The sequence below is a fragment of the Mycolicibacterium xanthum genome (assembly GCF_019710635.1).
GTDB classification, from domain to species: Bacteria; Actinomycetota; Actinomycetes; order Mycobacteriales; family Mycobacteriaceae; genus Mycobacterium; species Mycobacterium xanthum.
Genome location: NZ_JAIFZS010000058.1, coordinates 32,449 through 51,787, shown reverse-complemented (window position 1 = coordinate 51,787; position 19,339 = coordinate 32,449). Strand labels below are relative to the sequence as shown.

16 protein-coding genes are annotated in these 19,339 nt (G+C 67.3%); 5 read left to right on the top strand and 11 right to left on the bottom strand.

Features of this window, described 5'->3' with window-relative positions:
* Positions 1-77: 77 nt before the first annotated feature.
* A complete protein-coding gene (locus JDV09_RS21215) occupies positions 78-905 on the top strand; it encodes a class I SAM-dependent methyltransferase (RefSeq protein WP_221371110.1) in 828 nt (275 codons plus the stop codon).
* Between the two features lie 59 nt (positions 906-964).
* On the opposite strand, the gene JDV09_RS21210 is transcribed toward JDV09_RS21215, so the two are convergent.
* Positions 965-1,198: a hypothetical protein gene (locus JDV09_RS21210; RefSeq protein WP_255605753.1), complete on the bottom strand. Its 234-nt coding sequence runs from the start codon at positions 1,196-1,198 to the stop codon at positions 965-967.
* Between the two features lie 185 nt (positions 1,199-1,383).
* On the opposite strand from JDV09_RS21210, the gene JDV09_RS21205 reads away from it, so the two are divergent.
* Complete coding sequence (locus JDV09_RS21205) at positions 1,384-2,082, top strand: response regulator transcription factor (RefSeq protein ID WP_308124193.1); 699 nt, start codon at positions 1,384-1,386, stop codon at positions 2,080-2,082.
* A complete protein-coding gene (locus JDV09_RS21200) occupies positions 2,079-3,512 on the top strand; it encodes a sensor histidine kinase (RefSeq protein WP_221371108.1) in 1,434 nt (477 codons plus the stop codon). Before JDV09_RS21205 ends, JDV09_RS21200 begins: the two co-directional genes overlap by 4 nt.
* Positions 3,513-3,520: 8 nt before the next feature.
* On the opposite strand, the gene JDV09_RS21195 is transcribed toward JDV09_RS21200, so the two are convergent.
* A complete protein-coding gene (locus JDV09_RS21195) occupies positions 3,521-5,014 on the bottom strand; it encodes a DUF3500 domain-containing protein (RefSeq protein WP_221371107.1) in 1,494 nt (497 codons plus the stop codon).
* A 149-nt stretch (positions 5,015-5,163) separates the two neighbouring features.
* Positions 5,164-5,886: an MIP/aquaporin family protein gene (locus JDV09_RS21190; RefSeq protein WP_221371106.1), complete on the bottom strand. Its 723-nt coding sequence runs from the start codon at positions 5,884-5,886 to the stop codon at positions 5,164-5,166.
* Between the two features lie 718 nt (positions 5,887-6,604).
* Here JDV09_RS21190 and JDV09_RS21185 point away from each other — a divergent pair.
* Positions 6,605-8,140, top strand: coding sequence for an APC family permease (locus tag JDV09_RS21185; RefSeq protein WP_221371136.1), 1,536 nt, complete (start codon positions 6,605-6,607; stop codon positions 8,138-8,140).
* Positions 8,141-8,170: 30 nt separating this feature from the next.
* Here JDV09_RS21185 and JDV09_RS21180 read toward each other — a convergent pair whose 3' ends face one another.
* A complete protein-coding gene (locus JDV09_RS21180; RefSeq protein WP_221371105.1) occupies positions 8,171-10,087 on the bottom strand; it encodes a primary-amine oxidase in 1,917 nt (638 codons plus the stop codon).
* 132 nt (positions 10,088-10,219) lie between these two features.
* Between JDV09_RS21180 and JDV09_RS21175 the strand changes: the two genes are divergently transcribed.
* Positions 10,220-11,710 carry a biotin carboxylase gene (locus JDV09_RS21175; RefSeq protein WP_221371104.1) on the top strand — a complete coding sequence of 497 codons (1,491 nt, stop codon included), beginning with the start codon at positions 10,220-10,222 and terminating at the stop codon, positions 11,708-11,710.
* On the opposite strand, the gene JDV09_RS21170 is transcribed toward JDV09_RS21175, so the two are convergent.
* From JDV09_RS21170 to JDV09_RS21140, 7 genes are all read right to left on the bottom strand, one after another.
* Positions 11,703-13,001, bottom strand: a complete 1,299-nt coding sequence (locus tag JDV09_RS21170; RefSeq protein WP_255605752.1) for a serine hydrolase domain-containing protein — start codon at positions 12,999-13,001, stop codon at positions 11,703-11,705. The two genes, JDV09_RS21175 and JDV09_RS21170, sit on opposite strands and share 8 nt — an antisense overlap.
* 76 nt (positions 13,002-13,077) lie before the next feature.
* On the bottom strand, positions 13,078-13,968 hold the full coding sequence (locus JDV09_RS21165; RefSeq protein ID WP_221371103.1) for a universal stress protein: 891 nt from the start codon (positions 13,966-13,968) through the stop codon (positions 13,078-13,080).
* Between the two features lie 152 nt (positions 13,969-14,120).
* Positions 14,121-15,362, bottom strand: coding sequence for a cytochrome P450 (locus JDV09_RS21160; RefSeq protein ID WP_221371102.1), 1,242 nt, complete (start codon positions 15,360-15,362; stop codon positions 14,121-14,123).
* A 68-nt stretch (positions 15,363-15,430) separates the two neighbouring features.
* Positions 15,431-16,234 (bottom strand): SDR family NAD(P)-dependent oxidoreductase, encoded by an 804-nt coding sequence (locus JDV09_RS21155; protein WP_221371101.1) that lies wholly within the window; start codon positions 16,232-16,234, stop codon positions 15,431-15,433.
* 49 nt (positions 16,235-16,283) lie between these two features.
* On the bottom strand, positions 16,284-16,955 hold the full coding sequence (locus tag JDV09_RS21150; RefSeq protein WP_221371100.1) for a TetR/AcrR family transcriptional regulator: 672 nt from the start codon (positions 16,953-16,955) through the stop codon (positions 16,284-16,286).
* 14 nt (positions 16,956-16,969) lie between these two features.
* Positions 16,970-18,115, bottom strand: a complete 1,146-nt coding sequence (locus JDV09_RS21145; RefSeq protein ID WP_221371099.1) for a sulfotransferase family protein — start codon at positions 18,113-18,115, stop codon at positions 16,970-16,972.
* The gene (locus JDV09_RS21140; protein ID WP_221371098.1) at positions 18,112-19,317 is read right to left on the bottom strand and encodes a DUF1214 domain-containing protein; all 1,206 of its coding nucleotides are present in this window, start codon (positions 19,315-19,317) and stop codon (positions 18,112-18,114) included. The genes JDV09_RS21145 and JDV09_RS21140 overlap by 4 nt, the downstream gene beginning before the upstream one ends.
* Positions 19,318-19,339 lie beyond the last annotated feature (22 nt).

Sequence of the window (19,339 nt, the reverse complement as noted above, 5' to 3'; positions counted from 1 at the left end):
CGAGCGCGCGAGGGTTAGCATATCTGCCCAGTCAGGGCGGTAGCTCATCGTGCGGACCAGCAGGCAGGGGTTGCCACATGGACGAACCCGACTATGTACTGGGCCACTCGGATCACGAGCTGGGCCGGTTGCGGCGCCAGGCGGCCCTGCTCGCCCCCACTACCCGGGAGTACCTCACATCGGCCGGTCTGGCACCGGGGATGAGGGTGCTGGATGTGGGTAGCGGTGCCGGCGATGTCGCGTTCCTCGCCTCGGCGCTCACGATGCCCGGCGGTGAGGTGCTCGGAACGGACACGGCGGCAACCGCCGTGGACGCGGCTTCGGCCGCCGCCGCGGCGCGGGGCCTGTCCGAGATCGTCGGCTTCCGGTTGGGTGACCCCGCCGAGCTGACCTTCGACCAATCGTTCGATGCGATCGTCGGCCGCTATGTCCTGACCTTCCAGCCCGATCCCGCGGCAATGCTTCGTCACCTTGCCCGGCACCTGGCGCCCGGCGGCGTCATCGTCTTCCACGAACCGGACTGGCGCGCCATCCGATCCTCTCCCCCGGCGCCGACCTACGACCGCTGCTGTCGATGGGTGCTCGACACGCTGGACCGCATGCACACGTCCTGGAACATGGCCGACCGACTGCACGGCGCCTTCACCGAGGCCGGCTTCCCGGTACCGACGCTGACGATGCGGACTTTCATCGGATCAGGAGATACCGCCGAGGTCTGGCTGGAGGCGCTCGTCGACATCGTCGAGACGCTGCTGCCTGCGATGGAAGCGACGGGCGTGGCCACCGCGTCCGAGGTCGGACGAGACACGCTGACACAGCGACTGATTCACGAGGTCCGAGAGACCTCGGCGACGGTGATCGGGCGTTCGGAGGTCGGAGCGTGGAGCCGCCTGGCGAAGCCATGATCTCCTGTGGGGCAGGACAATCGAACATCAACGAGGTGCGAACCTGCACGCCGTGCAGGTCACCGGCGGTGGTACCCGCCGTATCCGTACCAGGACGGGGACCAGCCGTTGGCCCTGATTTCCGGCGAAGTCCGCAGGCTGGCACTGCCGTTGGACTGACACAGCGTCGTCTGGCCGCCCACGTGCGAGCAGGTCGGGGCGGTCTGCGCCGCAGACGCCATCGGAGCGACAGCCAGCGACAGCGCGCAGAATCCGCCGGCGACCACTGCGGTGAGGTAGGTCTTCTTGGCCATGATGGGATTACTCCTTTTCGTGGTGGTCGCCGGAGGATCGGATGCAGCACAACGGATCTTCGGCGACCGGTTTGGTTCCTACGAGGTGAACACTCGCCCGGGCGGCTGAAGGGAACCTGAAGCCGGCCACGGTGAGTTGGCTTCTTTCAGCCTCACTTCAGGTATCGACGGGGACAATGGCGGATGTGTCCACCAAACCCGGCAAAGACATCGGTCCCCCGCGGGTGCTCGTCGTCGAGGACTCGGTCACGATCCGCGAGATGGTCGTCGAGGCGCTCGCCGACACCGGCTACGTCAGCGGCGGCCGAACTCACGGCGGCGGACTCGAAGACGTGCTGGCGGCATTCCGCCCGGACGTCGTCGTGCTCGACGTGATGCTGCCGGGTCGCGACGGGTTCGAGTTGATCGATGTGGTGCGCGGCTACGGTGATGCCGGAATCGTGCTGCTGACGGCGCGCGACGGGTTGGCGGACCGGTTGCGGGGGCTCGACAGTGGAGCCGACGACTACCTGGTCAAACCGTTCGAGATGGCCGAGTTGCTGTCGCGGGTGGCGGCGGTGTTGCGACGCCGGGGCCGGGTCTCATCGGCCATCCAACTCGGCGACCTGGTACTCGACGTCGACGCGTCGACCGCGAGCCGCGCCGGGGTGGTGTTGGATCTGACCGCCACCGAACTTCGGCTGCTGGGCTATCTGGCCGATCAGCGCGGCCGGGTGGTCAGCAAGGACCAGATCCTCGCCGCGGTGTGGGGGTACGACGCCTATGACCCCAACCTCGTCGAGGTGTACATCAGCGCACTGCGGCGCAAACTGGAGGCCCATGGCCCGCGGGTGCTGCACACCGTGCGGGGAATCGGCTATCGGCTCTCGGCGAGTGAACAATGAGCCGGCAGACCACGCCGACCCCGTCGTTGCGCCGCCGGGTCACCGTCGCCGCGGTCGGGCTGATCGCCGTGCTGTTGATCCTGGTGGGGTTCGCGTTCGACACCGTATTCGGTGCGCGCCTCACCGACGACCTCGATGACGAGTTGGCCGACCTCTTCTACGATGCGCCGGCCCTGGTCGAGGCGGGGCTCAGCCCGCAGGAACTGGTCGACGTTCTTCAGGAGCCCGATTTCCGGGTCCAGCTGATCGGCGCCGACGGCACCCGCTACGGCGATCCCGACATCGTTCCGGCGCCAGAACATCCCCATCCGCTACCCACGCCCGCCCCGATAGACGTCGCGGGGCAGACACCGATGCCCTGGGGTGACCTTCCGAGCCTCAAGGTGACCGGCCTGCTGTCCGACGGCTCGCTGCTGACCATCCAGGCCGACACCAGCGGCGTCAGCCGGACGCGGGCCACGGTGCGGCGGAACATGCTGATCGGGGCGATCGTGACGCTCGTGGTGGCGGCGCTGGCGGTGCGGTTCGCAGCCGGGCGGGCGCTGTCTCCGCTGCAGCGCCTGACTGCGACCGCCGACGGCATCACGCTCGGCGATCGGGGCCGCCGGCTGCATCCCGACCGCCCGGGGACAGAACTCGGACACGCCGCCGAGGCGTTCGACCGCATGCTCGATGCGCTGGAGTCCGCCGAGCAGAACGCCAATGACGCCGCGGCGGTCGCACGCCGGGCCGAAGCGCAGAGCCGACGCTTTCTCTCCGACGCCGCCCACGAGCTGCGTACCCCGCTGGCGGGCATCCAGGCGGTCGCCGACCAGCTCATCGCCTCTGCCACCAAACGGTCCGATGCGCCCGACGGTGCGGACCCTTCGCGGGCGCGGACGCGGCGGTACGCCGAGTTGCTGGCCGGCGAAACCCGACGGGCCGCGCGGCTGGTCCACGACCTGCTCGACATCGCCCGCATCGACGCCGGTCTCAGCCTGCGTCCGGAACACACCGACCTCGGGCGAATCGCCACCGACGAAGTGGATCGCACGGCGATGCTGGCGCCGGAGGTCACCGTCCGGCGTACCGGCGATCCAGAGCTCTACGTCGACGCCGATCCGACCAGGGTCGCGCAGATTCTGTCCAATCTGCTCGACAACGCCCGCCGCCATACACCGCCGGCGGGCCAGATCACCGTTCACGTCGAAAAGGTGGACGACACGGCACAAGTCACGGTCAGCGATACCGGTCCGGGCATCGCCGAGGGCGACCGGGAACGGATATTCGACCGACTTGTCCGCCTCGACGACGCCAGGGACCAGGACTCCGGTGGCGCCGGGCTCGGACTGCCGATCGCCCGCGGACTCGCCGAGGCCCACCACGGGTCGTTGGAGTGCCTGTCCAGTCGCGACGGGGCCACCTTCCGGCTGTCGCTGCCGGTCGGTTGACCCGCGGGTCAACCCTGGTGCGTCGTCGTGTGATCGCCCTGATGATGCCGACGCATCGGGTCGTCCCAGTCGAAGCTCAGATCGCGCAGCATGGTGTGCAGATGGTTGCCCGTGACCTCCGGGTCGTGCTGCACCGAAAACTGGTTGCTCTGAAGGACTTCCAGCAGGAGATCATCCACCACGGCGTAGGTGTAGTGATGTGAACCGATCTCATCCAGCTGCTCTCCGGCCCAGGACAGGGTGAACTTCGCTCCGCCGTCGACCGCATTGTCGAAGCGGGCCAGATAGTCCGGGCCGATGGTGGGATTCATCGCTCCCGTGTAGAAGGCAAACGCTTGGCGCAGATTCCACAACGCGGGTTCACCCAACTCGGCGGCGCTGACCTCGATGTGTGGGTACGCGGCGATCGCTTGCCGATCGACGGTGGGTGACAGCGCCGCGATCATCGAGGAGGCCGGTGTGTCGAGCACCAGCGGCGGCGCCTGCTCCATCAGGTCCGCGCCGATGAACGCCGCACTGCGCGCCGCCTCCGGGACATTGCGCCAGAATTCGCGAAGGTGGTGAACGACACCCAGCATCAGCACCTGGCCCGTGGTCCAGTGCCATTGCTTGTCCTTGTCCTCGGTTCCGAACGGGGACTCGGGAATGATCATCGGGAACGAGCCGAAGAACATCGGCGTGGAATGCACGTCGACCCGACCGTCGTCGTTCTTCTGGAACGTCAGGTTCACGGTGATGTGATGCCCTTCGAACCGAATGGCCCAGGCGTCGTCGCCGGGGTTTCCGAAGATCCCGATCGTGTAGTTGGAGAACTGGTCGTATCGCGCCTGTAGGCCGGGCGGTAGGCCCCAGCTCCAATCGATGGCCATGCCCGACCCCAGGAACTCTTTCGCGCCGCCCACGACCGGGTACCACGGCTTGGACGGGTCCGGGTTCTGCGCGACATCGAACACCGATTGTGCGCCGCTCGCGGTCGGATCGGTGTCCAGAATCCGGCGGATGACTCCCCCGTCCCCGACGTCCTCCATTTCGCCGATGACGCGGTTGCGGTTCAGGACGGCAAGCAGAGCTTGGTACCCGCCCGGCGACATCGCCCGATTCAGCAGGGCGTGCGCCGCCGTGCGTTGCGGTGTCGTCATCGCACCGATCGTGATTCCCCACCCCAGCGGACACCATTGCAGCACCGCGCAGAAGGCTTCGGTCTGGCTCCGGTCCTGCCCGCGGGTGCGGGATTCACTGTCGAAGGCCATCACCAGTCTGGCCCGCTGGTCGTCCGGGGTGACATCGATGAGCTCTCGGGCGGCCCGGGCGACGTCGGCCTCGAACAGGCTGGCGCCGGCCGCCGGCGCCGGCGCCGAATCTTCACCGTTCTGTCCACGCCGGGAGCAGGCGAGAGTCGACCCGGTCACGGCCAGCGCCGCGAGTGCGCCCAGATCGCGAAGGGCGCTGCGCCTGGATCGACCGGTAGACCACGGGTAGACGTCATCGGGATGAGGAGCCACGCCCGTACCACCTCCGCGATAGCTCGGACAGGTGTTCTGCGGCGGATTCTACGATCTGTCGGCCGCGGTTTACAGCGTTCAGCAGGCGGCCCTCCTCTCTCCGGTGCCCGGTTGAGAGGAGGGCCGCGCGCTGCGAACCGCTTCGGTCCTTACTTGTCGTCGGGATTCAGTGCCCGGAACGCCATACCCGCGGCGACGCCGGCGACGATCTGGGCCGCGAAGTACACCGGCAACATCGGCAGCGTGAACAAACCCAACGCGGCGCCGCCGAGAACCACCGCGGGGTTGAACGCCGCACCCGAGACGCCGCCGACGGCGACTGCGCCGGCCGCCACGGTGAAGCCGATGGCCAGCCCATAGAACGAGTTGTCGGGGTGGTCCTTGCTGGTGGCGACATTCAGCACGACGTAGCACAGGACGAAGGTGAACAGCAGCTCGGCGACGACCGCGCCCATCAGGGCGTGGCCGGACAGGCCCAGCGCCGCGGTTTCTCCGGCCGGCACGACGGCCGACACGGCGCCGGCGCCGACCAACCCCCCGGCGAACTGGGCGATCCAGTAGCCGATCGCTTCGCGCGCGTCGATCCGGCCGCGCGCCAGCGCGGCGACCGTGACCGCCGGGTTGTAGTGGGCTCCCGAGATGTGGCCGCCGGCGTAGATCATCGCCATCAGCACCGCCCCGATGGCCAGCGGCGCCAGGATGCTGCCACTGCGAACGCTGGCCCCGACGGTGAAGACCAGAACCAGCGTCCCGATCGCTTCCACGAGGTACCGCCGCGCGGTCGCGGGCAGGTGGGCCCCGCGCGCGGTGGGCCGTTGCGCGGCGGTCGAGCGGGTGTCAAACGTGACTGTGGTCGTGTCAACTGCGGTCATGATCGAACTCTCCTTTCGTCGACGACCGCTGGGTTTGCGATGCAGACATCAGGTCTTCCCGCGGCGCCTGTTGGGTACTTACGGAGTCGACGTTCGCGGGGTTACCTGAAGCGAACCTGAAGTCGGGCGCCTCAGCCGGGTTTCCTTCAGCCTCGCTTCAGGCAGGCGGTGGTGGTGCGGTCCGGCGGCATCGCCGGCTCCGGCCACCGCCACGGCCCCACAGCCACCTGACGGTTCGGATCTGACCGTGAAAGATATTGGCGTACAACAGGTTCAAAGATCGTTGATAGATCGACCCGTGGTCGCCGACATGTCAGGTCCCGTACGCTGTGGCGCCGTATCGCCGCGACGGGAGCGCACCGGCCACCGGGCCGGGACGAGCCTGCTGATTCCAGCGCGCCTCGGACGCTTCGATGGTCGAGAATCCGCAGGTCACACACAGTACGGAATCGACTAGGCGCGGACGTCGGTGGCAGCCGGCGCAGCTGTGTCGGTCATTCATGGCGCACCTCCCAGGTGTCTCGATGTCGCTGTGACACCTGCCGCTCGATGCTGCACGCCGGGCGCCTCCCGAGACCAGTCGCGGCTGCTGTGCATTCGCTGCCAACCGCGGCCCGGCGCGATTCCCGACACCGGCGAGGTGCCCGGAAACCGCTGCTTAGCTGGTGAAACCGTGGTTAGCTTGGGCAAAATCCCATACCGATCCGGTGAGGTCATCATGCAGATCGAGGCGCACGACCCGCTCCACCGCCCTGAGGTTGATCTTCAGGACAAGGGACTGTCCCACAACGCCGTCGGGTTACTCGGCGGTACCGTCCTCGGCATCTCGTCGGTGGCCCCGGCCTATGCGTTGACGGCGACGATCGGCATTCTGGTCGCCGAGGCCGAGAGCAAGATGGCGGTGGTCATCATCGCCGGGTTCCTGCCGATGTTCTTCGCCGCATACGCCTACCGCGAACTCAACAAGGTCGCACCGGACTGCGGAACGTCGTTCACCTGGACCACCAAGGCGTTCGGGCCCTATGTCGGCTGGCTCGGTGGCTGGGCGGCGGTGCTCGCGACCGTCATCGTGCTCTCCAACCTGGCCGGCGTCGCCGTGCAGTTCTTCTATCAATTCATCGGCGACCTGTTCAACAGCGAGTCCATCGCCGGACTGTGGGAGAACAAACCGATCAACGTCCTGACCTGCCTGGCCTTCCTGGCCATCGCGACCGCGGTCGCCTACCGGGGCATCACCACCACCGAACATGTCCAGTTCTTCCTGGTCGGGTTCCAGATGCTGGTGCTGTTGGTGTTCACCGTGATGGCCTTCGCCAAGGCCGGTTCCTCGCCGACCGGTATATCGTTCAGCTGGGACTGGTTCAGCCCCGCCGGTCTGACGCTGTCGGCGTTCATCGCGGGCCTGTCCGGGTCGATCTTCGCGTTCTGGGGCTGGGACACCGCACTGACCGTCAACGAGGAGACCAAGGACTCCGACAAGACCCCGGGCCGGGCCGCGCTGCTGTGCGTGCTGTCGATCCTGCTGACCTACCTGTTGGTGGCCGTCGCCACCCAGATGTACGCAGGGGTCGGCGCCGAGGGCCTGGGGCTGGGCAACGAGGAGATCGCCGACAACGTGTTCGGGGCGCTGGCCGAACCGGTGATGGGCGGCCCGCTGCACCTGTTCCTGTTCCTGGCCGTGCTGGCCTCCAGCGCGGCGAGCCTGATCACCACGTTCCTGCCGACGTCGCGCACCATGCTGGCGATGGGCACCTACAAGGCGTTCCCCGAGCGCTTCGCCACCATCCACCCGCGCTTCCTCACCCCGTCCTTCGCAACGCTGGCCGCCGGCGTCGGCGCGGCACTGTTCTACTCGATCCTGACGTTCACCAGCGAAAACGTGCTCACCGACACCATCTACTCGCTGGGCATCATGATCTGCTTCTACTACGGCCTGACCGCGTTCGCCTGCATCTGGTTCTTCCGCCACGAACTGTTCAAGAACATCCAGAGCGTGGTGTTCAAGTTCCTGTTCCCGTTGCTCGGCGGACTGGGTCTGCTCGGGGTCTTCCTGGTGACGATCCGGGACAGCGCCTCACCGGACTACGGCAGCGGCGCCAGCATCGGCGGTGTCGGCCTGGTGCTGATCCTCGGTCTCGGGCTGATCGTGGTCGGCCTGGTGTTCATGCTGATCATGCGGGCCCGCCAGCCGGCGTTCTTCCGTGGACAGACGCTGCGCAAGGACACGCCGGTCCTCGTCGTCGACGAGCCGTAGCCGCCGGGCGGTGCCCCGCCTGCCCCGGGGTCAGGCCGTGGTGTGGCAGGCGCCGCCGTCGGCCTTCGGCGTCGGTGCGACGTCGATCGACGGGTTCTGATCGAAGAACCCGAACGGCTTGAGCCAGAACGACACCGTGTCGACGGGCATGATCGGCCACTCCTCCACCCGGGTGATGTGGTGGATGCCGAACACGTACCAGAGCACGACGTCGGCGTACTCCAGTGGCGCGTCGTCCTTGATCCACTCGGTCAATCCGGTGTCGACGGTGGACTGGGTGGGGTATTTGCCACACGGCCAGCGCTCGTCGTCGTCGTGCTGCGTCACCCACAGCGTGTGGCCGATCACCGGGGCCCGAAGGTATTGCGGCGTCGAGGGATCCATCATCGCCGGGAACGCGGCACCGGGCACCAGCTTGTAGGCGACCGGGGTGCCGTGGCGGTTCTGCTTGTCCGGATTCATCACCTTCCACCCACGCTGGGTCTCCCAGTTGTAGTCGCGGGCCGATGACGACTCCGACGTGATCGGGGTGGATTGGGTGACGAGCGCAAGACCGTAGGGATTCTCCGCGGACACCGGGGGCGCGACCGAGTCGACCTCGACGACCGTGTTCGCCGAGCCGTCGACGTCGAGATCCAGTCGGGCGACCAGGAAATGCTGATGGAACGGTGCGTAGGTGCGGGTGTCGACCACCGTCCCGTACGGCGGTGCGTCCGCACCCTCGGCGTACGGCGTGGTGACCATGATGCCGGTCGCCCGCACCTCGCACTCGATGTTGCCGTCCTGATAGAAGCGCCAGTAGACGAGGTACTCGTAGTTGGCGACGGTGACGTGGCAGGACACCACCATGCGTCGTTGCCGGCGTACTTCGGCACCGGTCGCGGGGTCGACGTGCTTCCAGAGCACGGCGTTGTCCTCTTCGTGCAGGCAGATCGCGTTCTTGATGTCGTACGGCGCACCGGTCGAATCGTGCAGTACGGCATCCACATAGGTGATCTCGCCCAGGCAGTCGCATCCGAGTTCCAGCGAGGTGGTCATGAAACCCAGGCCCCACTCGCCGATGTCGTAGGCGGTCCTGCGGTAGTGGTCGAAGGTTGGGTCGCGGTAGGGCACCACCATCTCGGCGAACGACATCCGGTAGGCGATTTCGCGCCGCACCCCGTGGTCGTCGTAGGCCACCTGATAGATCACCGGGCCCTCGCGGTAGTTGAAGCCGAGCCGCATCGACCAGTTCTGCCACCGCAGCTCGGTGCCGTCGATCGTGAAAGATCCGCCCTCGGGCTGGGTGATGTGCAGGGGCTTGAGGTCGGTGCGCTGCTCGCCCTTCCACGGCCCGGGCACGTATTCGCCCTGCACCGCAGGCATTCCGACGTCGTAGCCGTCGTCGATGTCGAGCAGTTCGTTGGTGTTCATGTCCACGATGAGCTTCAGCCCCGGGACCGGGTGGGCGTACGGGTTGCCGTCGGGCGTCTCGCGGACCCACAGGTCGGCCCAGCCCAGCCGACGGTCGCGGTACTTCTCGGGCATGAGCGCCTTGCCGTAGGTCCAGACGTCGACGATGACCAGGCTCATGTCGGTGATGCCGCGGTCCCGCAGCTTGGCGATGACGTCCGGATGCCGGCGCAGCGCCTCGTCCACGTCGTGGAACTCGTCGACGGTGAAGTTCGGCGTGACGTCGGGGATGTGCTCGACCGAGACGACGGTGTCGCCGGTCAGATCGACGATCGCTTCGTAGGTCTTGTTGTCCGAACGGTTCCACACCACCGCGAAGGACTGCCGCGGCACCGGGTCGCCGGCCCGCCACGCCAGCACCTGCTGCTTGGGCGGTTCCAGCAGTTCGATCGACGCGAAGCGGAAGGTGTCGGTGACGTGGCCGTCGCGGCGCAGTATCTGGGCGGTGCGGCTGAACTCCTCGGCATTCAGAGGTTCCAGTGGGTGTGATGCCATGGCCGACAGCCCCTTTCAGACCAGCAACGACGACGGCCCAGCCGGGTTGTCCCGGCCGGTGAGCCCAGACCCCTTGCCGGGCATGGACGACCGTCGTTGACTATGCGACGATACCCCCGAGAGGCGGTGGTGATGGGGCCAAAGAGCCAGGTTGCCGGTGCGAGTGGGCCGTCGCGCAAGACACTGCGGACGATCTCGGAGATCCGCGGCTTCTTCCGGACCAACGTGTCCCCGATCTTCTTCGTCGGGCCGACCGCGTTCAACCTGCTGGGCATCGACCGTTGGGTGCGCAACTTCCGCTACCTGGTCTACTACGACTCCTGGGACGGTGCCCACCCGCTGGTGTTCACCCCGAAACACAAGCCCTACGTCGAGTTCGAGAGCAGCGAGGAGATCAACAACTACCTGCTGCGCGACCCCGAGGTGCAGGCGCACATCGCGGCTCGTTCGGAGGCCTCGGGGATGGCGCCGATGATCGCGATGGTGTTCTTCGACGAGGAGACCGAGGAGATCTGCGCGGAGCTCGGCTACAACCTGATCCTGCCGCCGGACTCGCTGCGCCGGCATCTGGACTCCAAGATCGTCACGACCCGACTCGGCGAGGAGGCGGGTGCTCCGTCGGTACCCAACGTCCTCGGACGCGCCGACAGTTACGCCGAGTTGTCCGCGCAGGCCAGCGCCGCGGGCCTGGGCTCCGACCTCGTCGTCCAGACCCCCTACGGCGACTCGGGCAAGACCACCTTCTTCATCAAGGAAGAAGACGACTGGCGGCGCAACGCCGAGCACATGGTCGGCGAGGAACTCAAGATCATGAAGCGCATCAACAACCGCGCCGCGGCGGTGGAGGCCGTCAACACCCGGCACGGGACGGTCGTCGGGCCGTTCATGACAGACCTGACCGGCTATCCCGAGCTCACCCCGTACAAGGGCGGCTGGTGCGGCAACGACCTGTTTCCGGAGGCCCTCAGCGAGCAGCACCGCGCCGTCGCGATCGAACACGTCCGCCGGCTGGGTGATCGGTTGCGCCAGGAGGGTTATCGGGGCTTCTTCGAGGTCGACGTGCTCGTCGACCTCGACTCCGACGAGGTCTATCTCGGCGAGCTGAACCCGCGCATCTCCGGGGCGTCGTCGATGACCAACGTGACCGCGGGCGCCTACGCCGACATTCCGCTGTTCCTGTTCCACCTGCTGGAGTTCATGGACGTCGACTACGAGCTGGACATCGGCGAGATCAACGAACGCTGGCGCGATCTGGCGGCAGTGGACGTGTGGGCGCAGCTGATCATGAAGGAGACCGTGGACTCCGTCGAGCGACTGCTGGAGGTGCCGCGCACCGGCACCTGGCACCTCGAGGACGACGGATCGCTGCGGTTCGCCGGTGTCACCAAGGACTGGCACGACGTCACCCACGAGGACGAGTGCTTCTTCCTGCGCGTCTACGGGCCGGGCGACTACCGCTTCAAGGGCGCCGATCTCGGCGTCCTGGTCACCAAGGGCCGGATGCAGACCTCCGAAGGGCTCACCCAGCGCTGCCGCCGCTACATCGACGGGATCCGGTCGCAGTATGTCAGCGAAAAGCTGCCCGAGACACCGACGGTCGTGCCGATCGGCTACGTCAAATAGCTCCGGGGCGCCCGTGCCCGCGTTCGGATCCTTCGACGACCCCGGCCGGTCCGGACGGGTGGGGTGAGGCCACTCCACCGACCGGTCCCAACCCGGCCAGGTGGCGGCCGACCGCGCCGAACGCCCGGATGGTGTCGATCAGATAGGCGGCGTCCTGGGCGGTGGGCCAGGACGACAACTTCACCGCGACCGTGCGGGTTTCGTGGTCGACGAAGACCATCTGGCCGTTGATGCCGAGGCACAGCTGGATGTCGCCGGACGGGCCGGGGACGAACCAGAACTGGTTGCGGTACCAGCCGCCGGGAAGGACGGGCTCGGAGTCGGAGCCGGAGAAGGCGCCGCGAATGTCGGCGTCGATGTGGCGGGCCTGCTGCAGCCAGCCCTCGGGCACCACGGCCCGCTCCCCCACCCGGCCGTCGTCGATCAGCATCATGCCGAAGCGGGCCATGTCGCGTGCGGTGGCGTTGATCCCGCCGTCGTGCACCGCGGATCCGAGGGGGTCGCAGGTGACCTCGGCGTCGAACTCGGCGCCCATCGGGGCCCAGATCAGGCTGGACACCAGATCGGCCATCCGAACCCCGGCGGCCCGCTCACACACCCAGCCCAGTGCATCGGTATCCGCCGAGCGGTAGACGAACGGCCCGCCGTGCGGCCCGTCGGAGGGCAGCGAGGCCAGGTAGGCGTACATGCCGACATTCCCGTTCTCGTCCGTGCGGCGACGCCAGCCCATGTGCCGCTCGATGACGCGGACCCCGGCCTGGGGGTTCTCGTACTCCTCGCTGAACGCGACGCCGGTGCGCATGTCCAGCAGGTTGCGCACCGTCGCCCCGTCGTAGCCGGAGTCGGCGAACTCGGCCACGTACCGGGTGACGGGCGCGTCGGGGTCCAGCAGGCCCTGTGCCACGAGGTTTCCGCAGACACAGCTCACGATCGACTTCGACACCGACATCAACAGATGTGGCGTATCGGCTCGCATCTCGCCGAGATAGCGCTCGAGGACGACCTGGCCGTCGTGCACGATGATGACGGCGTCGGTCCAGCTGTCGGCCAGTACCGCACCCACGGTGGGCGGGCCCTCGCCGATCCGCGTCACGGCGATGCCGTCGAGGTCGGGTGGGTTCGCGTGGTACGCCAGCGCGGATTTCTCGGGGCCCGGGGCGATGCGCTGGGTGGGGATGAGCTCGCGCAGATGCTGGAAGGCCCACCGGTTGAAGGGTGGTTGCTGCCAGTTCTCCAGCGTCGCCACCGACTCGGGCGGTGGGGGGAATCCCGCCATCGTTTCGTCGGCCATAAGGCGCACTTTATCTGGATGCGGCGCGACGAACCCGTCCGGCCCGGTGGCCCCCGCGCCGCCGGCGGGCGGGACATCACTGCGGGATGTGGCCGGTGGCGATCTCCGCCTTGGGCACCACCACCATCGGTACGTCGAGCGCTCGCAGCATCTTCGCCGCGGTCGAACCGAGAAAGGTCCGTCGCGCGGTGCCGAGGCGGCTCGAGCCGACCATGATCAGGTCGCCGTCGTGCCAATCGAGCTTCTTCACCGCCTGCTCGACGGTGCCGCCGTCGGCGACGTTCGCGGTGACCGGGAAACCTTTTCGCAGAGCCTTTTTCGCGGCGTCCAGGGTCTGAAATGCGTGTTCGACCGCCCGATGGCGGACGGCCTCGTCGTCGCCGCGAATTGCCCCGGGTACCGGATCGAGCGCCACCAGCGACACCAGCCGCAACGGCGTGCCCGCCGCTTCGCTGGCCCGGAAGGCGGTCTCGAGCAGTAGGTCGGCTCCCTCGCGTTCGCCGATCGCGCAGGTCACCGTGCGGACCCGGTCGATCTTCGAATCGCGGGCTCCCCGCGGTGCCACCACCACCGGTACCGGTGAGGCGTGCAACAGCTCGTTGACCACCGGTCCCAGCGTGTAGTTGGCGCTCAGGCCACCGCCCGACCCGCCCACCACGATGGCCACGGCCTCCAGCTGTACCGCCGCGTCGATCAGCCCTTCGGCGAACGAATCGTCGATGTTGACGTGGCAGTGGGCGACGATGTCCTCGGGCACCAGGTCCAGCGCGTCCGCCAGCCACTCGTGGGCCTGATGGCCGAGCTGTTCCTCGTATCCGCCGGTCGCCACGACGGCGCCCAGATCGCTGCCGTGCGGCAACACCAGGCAGATCTCCACTTCGGCGCTCAGGGTGCGGGCCAGCCGGACGCCCAGCGCCAGGGCGTCCGCCCCGCCGGGCGTGGCCAGATAGCCGACCATCAATCTCATGAGCCAACCGCCGCAGATCACGCACCCCGCCGAAGGGGTGCCGCTCAGTCAATCCTGCAAGACGCGGCGTACGGCCGGGCCGCTTCGGCAGAATTGCCCCGGTTTGTCCACCGGGGCCGCCGAGCGACGCGGCTACACCGCCGGTTGGGGACCTACCGACGTTCGCGCCGACCGGGTTCGGAGGGGTCGAAGGTCACCCGCAGGGCGTCTGGGCCGCGGATGCTCGCGCCCCAGTAGGTCGGCTCTTCGACGAGCCTGAGCCCGGGCAGGCGGTCGAGGATGGCGTCGAGTGCGCTCCTCATCTCCCCGCGCGCGATGTGGGCGCCCAGGCAGAAATGCTCGCCGAATGAAAAGGAGATGTGTTTGTTGGGGCGACGGTCGAGAATCCAGCTCGCTGGCTCCCTGAACCGGCTCGGATCCCGATTGGCTGCAGCGATCCCGAGGAGGCAGAGCGAGTCGGCTGGAATGCCGACTCCGCGAATTTCGATGTCGCGGGCAGTGATTCGCGGGACGAGAGCGACCGGCGGGGCCCACCGCAGTGTTTCCTCGACAGCCCGGTGCCGCAATTCCGGGTCGGCACTGAGCGCTTCCAGGGCACCCGGCGTGGTGAGGATGGCCGACATCATGTTGCCGATGCCCAACCATGTGGTGTCGGCTCCGGCGGGAAACAGCAACAGCATGAAGCTGGCGATCTGCTGTTGGGTCAACGCTTTGCCGTCGACCTCACCGTTGGCCAGCAGCGACAGAATGTCGTCGGCGGGGCGGCCGCGGCGACTGTCGACATGCGGCAGAAGGAACTCCCGAAAGGCGCGCGCCGATTGTTGCTGATGGTCGGGGTCGCTGCCCAGAATCAGGTCGCTGGCCCACGCCGACATCCGGTCCCAGTCGTCGATCGGGATGCCGAGCAGCCCGCCGATCACGGCCAGCGGATACTGCTTGCCGAACTCACCCATGAGATCGGCGTCCCCACGGGCGCAGAAACCGTCGATGACGGCGTGCGCCTGCGGCTCCAGCAGCGTGGGGACATAGGCTTCGGAACGGCGTTTGGTGAACTGTCGGGCAACCACGTTGCGGTGCAGATCGTGCTCACGGCCTTCGTAGCCGAGGAACGTCGGGCCCAGGATCGGAAACGTCATGACTTCCTGGGTCTTGCGCGGCGAGAACGTGTGGGTATCGAGGAACGCCCGATGGACGTCGTCGTGGCTGGTCAGAACGTAGCAGGGCATGCCCGGGAAGAACCACGCCGGCGCGACGCCGCCCCGTTCGTCGATCATCTGCAGCGCCTCGTGGAAGCGGGGCACCTCGATCTGCATCGGATGGACCGCGCCGAACCAGATGTCGGCCCAATCCGGATCGACTTCGAAGTCCTCGGCGCTTCCCCGCACCGTCGGCATGCCCGACCTCCCGGTGGCTGTCGAACGGTAGCCTAGATCGGCGGGCCGGCATTCGACAGCTTTTTGCGCTAGATGAAGTCGCTTCCGCCGTCGACGTTTACGGTCGCGCCGGTGACATAGCCGTTGCGCCGGGACGCCAGATACGTGGTGATCGAGGCGATTTCCTCGGGAAGACCGGCCCGGCCCAAATCGCAGGGCTGGTGAAAGTTGTCGTCGATCCACGTCATGACGTCGACCGGGTCGGTCGCATCCAGGCCGTCGGCGGCCAGGACGTCCTTGAGGCTCTCGGTGAAACTGGCGGTGACGATGGTGCCCGGGCACACACAGTTCACCAGGATCCCATCCTTGGCAAGGCTTTTCGACAGGTTCTTGGTGACGCTGCTCAGCGCGGCCTTCGATGCGGTGTATGCCACGATCCTCGGGTTCTGGCGCTGGATGGAGTGGGCGGACAGGGTGACGATGCGTGCCCAGTCCGCGCTCCGCAGCAGCGGCAGCGCTGCCCGGATCGACCTGACCCCCGACATCGTGCCCAGCGTGAAGGCGGCGTCCCAGTCCTCGTCCGTCATGTCCTCGAAATAGCCGTCGCCGGGTCCGACGGTATGTACCAGCGCGTTGAGAAGACCCCAGCGCTGCCTGACCTGCCCGAAGCCCGCGGCGATGGAACCGGCGTCCGACATGTCGGCGCTGATACCCACGGCGTCGGGAGCTCCGGCTGCCAGCAGGGTGTCGGTGGCCGCGTCCAGTGCGGCGCGGTTCCGCGCCATCACCGCGACACGTGATCCCTCGGTGGCCAGCGTCGTCGCGATCGCCAGCCCCATCCCCTTGCTGCCGCCGGTCACCACGGCGGCGGCGCCGGCCAGACCTAGATCCATGCTGTTCCTTGTCGTTGCGAGGTTCGGCCACTGAGCAGTCCGGGACGGGTCACCGTCCGGTGCCGCCGGCGATCACCGCGGCGATGGTCTCCGGGGCGACACCCAGGCCGCGCAGGCAGAAGCGCTGGACGTGGCTGCGCAGCTCGCCGGGAACGGAACCGCCGGTCGACCAGTGCCGTTCGACAGCGGCCCACACAACGGCCTGGATCGACAACCCCTCGGTCTCCGGGTCGATGTCGGGGAACAGTCCGCCGTCCCGGCCGCGGCGCAGCTCTTCGACCAGTGGCAGCAGGATCTCGGCGTATGCGGGTCCGATCAGTTCCGGTGTGGCGGACATCTGCGCCTGCGCTTCGAGCGACATCTTGCGCAGGTCCGACCTGGTACGAGCGTTGAGCGCCAGGTCCAGGCGGGCGTCGATCCAGGCTGCCACCGCCCGGACCGGGTCGGCCGCGGTGTCCATGCGCTGACGCAGGCGCAGCCTCTCGGCCCGGGCCATCTCCAGGAACAGGGCTGACACGAGTTCGTCCTTGGAACCGAAGTGCCGGTAGAACGCGCGGGTGCTCAACTGAGCCCGGTCCAGCACCTTCGCGACACCCAGGGCGCCGACCCCCTCCGCATCGACGATCCGGGAGGCCGCAGCCAGAATGGCGGCACGTACCTCGGGGTCTGGCTCGACCTTCCGTCGCCCGCCCGCCCCGCCGGCTTCCCGCCGCACGCTCATCCTGGTCGTATCCATCAGGCCGTGGCGCCGAACTTTGTCAGGTAGTCGCCGAACGCATCCCGCACCTGCTGCGGCGTCAAGCCGAACTCAGCCAGCTCGTAGGTGTGCGCGCCCCGGTGGCCGGGCCGGTGGTCGGCAGCCCATCGGCCGACCTTCGCCCTGGCCGCATCGCTGAAGGTCAGCCCGAGCTGTTCGTAGCTCGCGGCGATCGTGCCGATCGGATCGGTCTGCAGGTCCGCGAACGACACGTCGGCGAAGCGGTCGTCTTCGAACTTCGCGCGGAAGTCCATGGCCCGCTGGGTCGCCTCGGCCCACCACGCCAGTTGCTCGGCGCCGAGTTCGTGCGGGTTCCGGTAGTCGCTGCTCCAGCTCCGGACATAGCCGATGAGACTGCACACCGAGCCCAGCACCTTCGCCGGATCACGATGACTCCAGAGGAATTTGGCGTCGGGGTATGCCTCGACGAACGCTTCGAGTGCGAACATGTGCACCGGTGTGCGCAGCTGCCACAGACTCGGCTTGCAGTGCCACTGGAGTAGCTTGAGCACGCACTTGTGAAACTGGTAGGTCTCCCGCATATCGCAGTGCAGCAGCCAGTCGACATAGCCGGGAACCCGGACCACACCGTCGAAGTGGTAGGTGCGGAAGCTCATTCCCATCAGGTCCTGGCATTCGGTGGCCGCCTCGGCCTCAGAACTCATCATGGTCTTGAAGTCCGGGAACATGCTGTCGATCATTGCGATATCCTCGGCCGCCTGCGCGATCCTGGGGTCGGTGTACTGGGTGGCCGCCTCGGGCGGCGGTGTCGGGGCCTGCGATTCCCAGGTCCGCAAAGACCTGAACTGCGGATCGTTGGCCACCAGCTGGCCCAGAGCCGTTGTGCCGGTGCGTGGTAGGCCCAGTATGACAATGGGTCCCTCGATCGTCTCGTCCGCGATCTCGGGGTGGGCCCGATAGGTGTCGATGATCTTGAGCCGCTGGATCAGTGCATTGCTGATCGTGGCGTGCTGAATGATGCTGCCGAGGTCATTGAGGTCGGCCTCGGTGTTCAGCGCGGCGACGGTCCGCTCGAGACCCTCGCGGTAGTAGGTCGACCCGAAGTCCTCCAACCCGGTGGCTGTGCGGGCTCCGTCTTCGAGTTCGTCGGCGGTGAAGCTCATCGGTAGAACCGTTCGTGCACGGCGCGGCGACGTGCTGCGATGACGTTCGCGCGTTCGTCGGAGGTGGTCATCGCGGTGTCGGCGGGCAATGCCGCGAGGACCGCGTCGACAGGCACCACGCGGGTTTTCGGCACCGGGGCGGTGTCGGTTCGCACGCAACGCAGGAGCATCGCGCCGTTGCTGTGTCCGGCGGTGTCCAGCCAGTTGGCCACCCCGGGATCCGTCGCCGAGATGACGAAGCGCACCAGTCCGTCCGCGTCGATGACCGTCTGATGGCCGTTGAGGCTGGATTGGTGGCGCCCATAGTTGATGGTCTCCAGCCACGGGTTGCCGAGTGAAATGCTCCAGTAGACGCCTCGGGGCGGGTCGAGCTCCAGAATCAGTGCCTCATCGGGCTGCAGTTCGAATCGTCCTATCACCGGCCGGTTTTCGGCGGCAGCACCGATCTCCGTCATGTCCATGGGCGGAATGAAACCGTTGGCTTGCGGCATAGCGCCGAAGTCCAGGAAGAACTTCAGGTTGTCGTGGACGAAGTCGCCCAGCGCGACGAGCTGCCGCGAGACGGAGACGTCGGGCTCGACGGGTCGGTCCATCGGGCCGACTTCCGCACCGATCCGCTCGATCCTCAGCGACGCCGGCTCCTCGGTGTCCCAGTCGTAGAGGAAGTTCCGCACCGTCAGGACCGGATGATCGCCGGCCAGGCGCAACCAGTTGCCGTTGTGTTCGTCGGCAGAGAGGATCGCCTCGAAGTGTCCGTCGTCGTCCAACTGGAGATCGTCGACGAGACAGTTTGCGACAGTGGTCATTCCGTCCATGGTCTGTAGGCCGACATAGCGTGCTGTGCCCCGGTTCCCGGACAGCCGGTAGGTCTCACCGGCACGCATGCCCGCGTTCATGTAGACACAGTCGGGGCATTCCAGGCCCCAGGTGACGATGTCGTCCATCTTGGCGCGATTGACCGCGAGGACCGGATCGGGGTCGGCCCGAAGCGCCGTGTCGACGCCCACCGCAAGCAAGACCATGAGGTGGCGCATCCCGGAGGCGTAGTCGATCCGGTTCTGGTTCACCGGCGCCGACGCCACCAGTCGTTCGGCCGCGGACAAGCGCTCCTGCAGGTGGGCCCAGGCAGCGGCGAGCTGTCCATCCGCACCGGCGCCGTCCGACAGGGCCGCATCGGCAATCGACTGCGGTAGCCAAGCCATCGGGTTTCTCCACGCGGTGGGC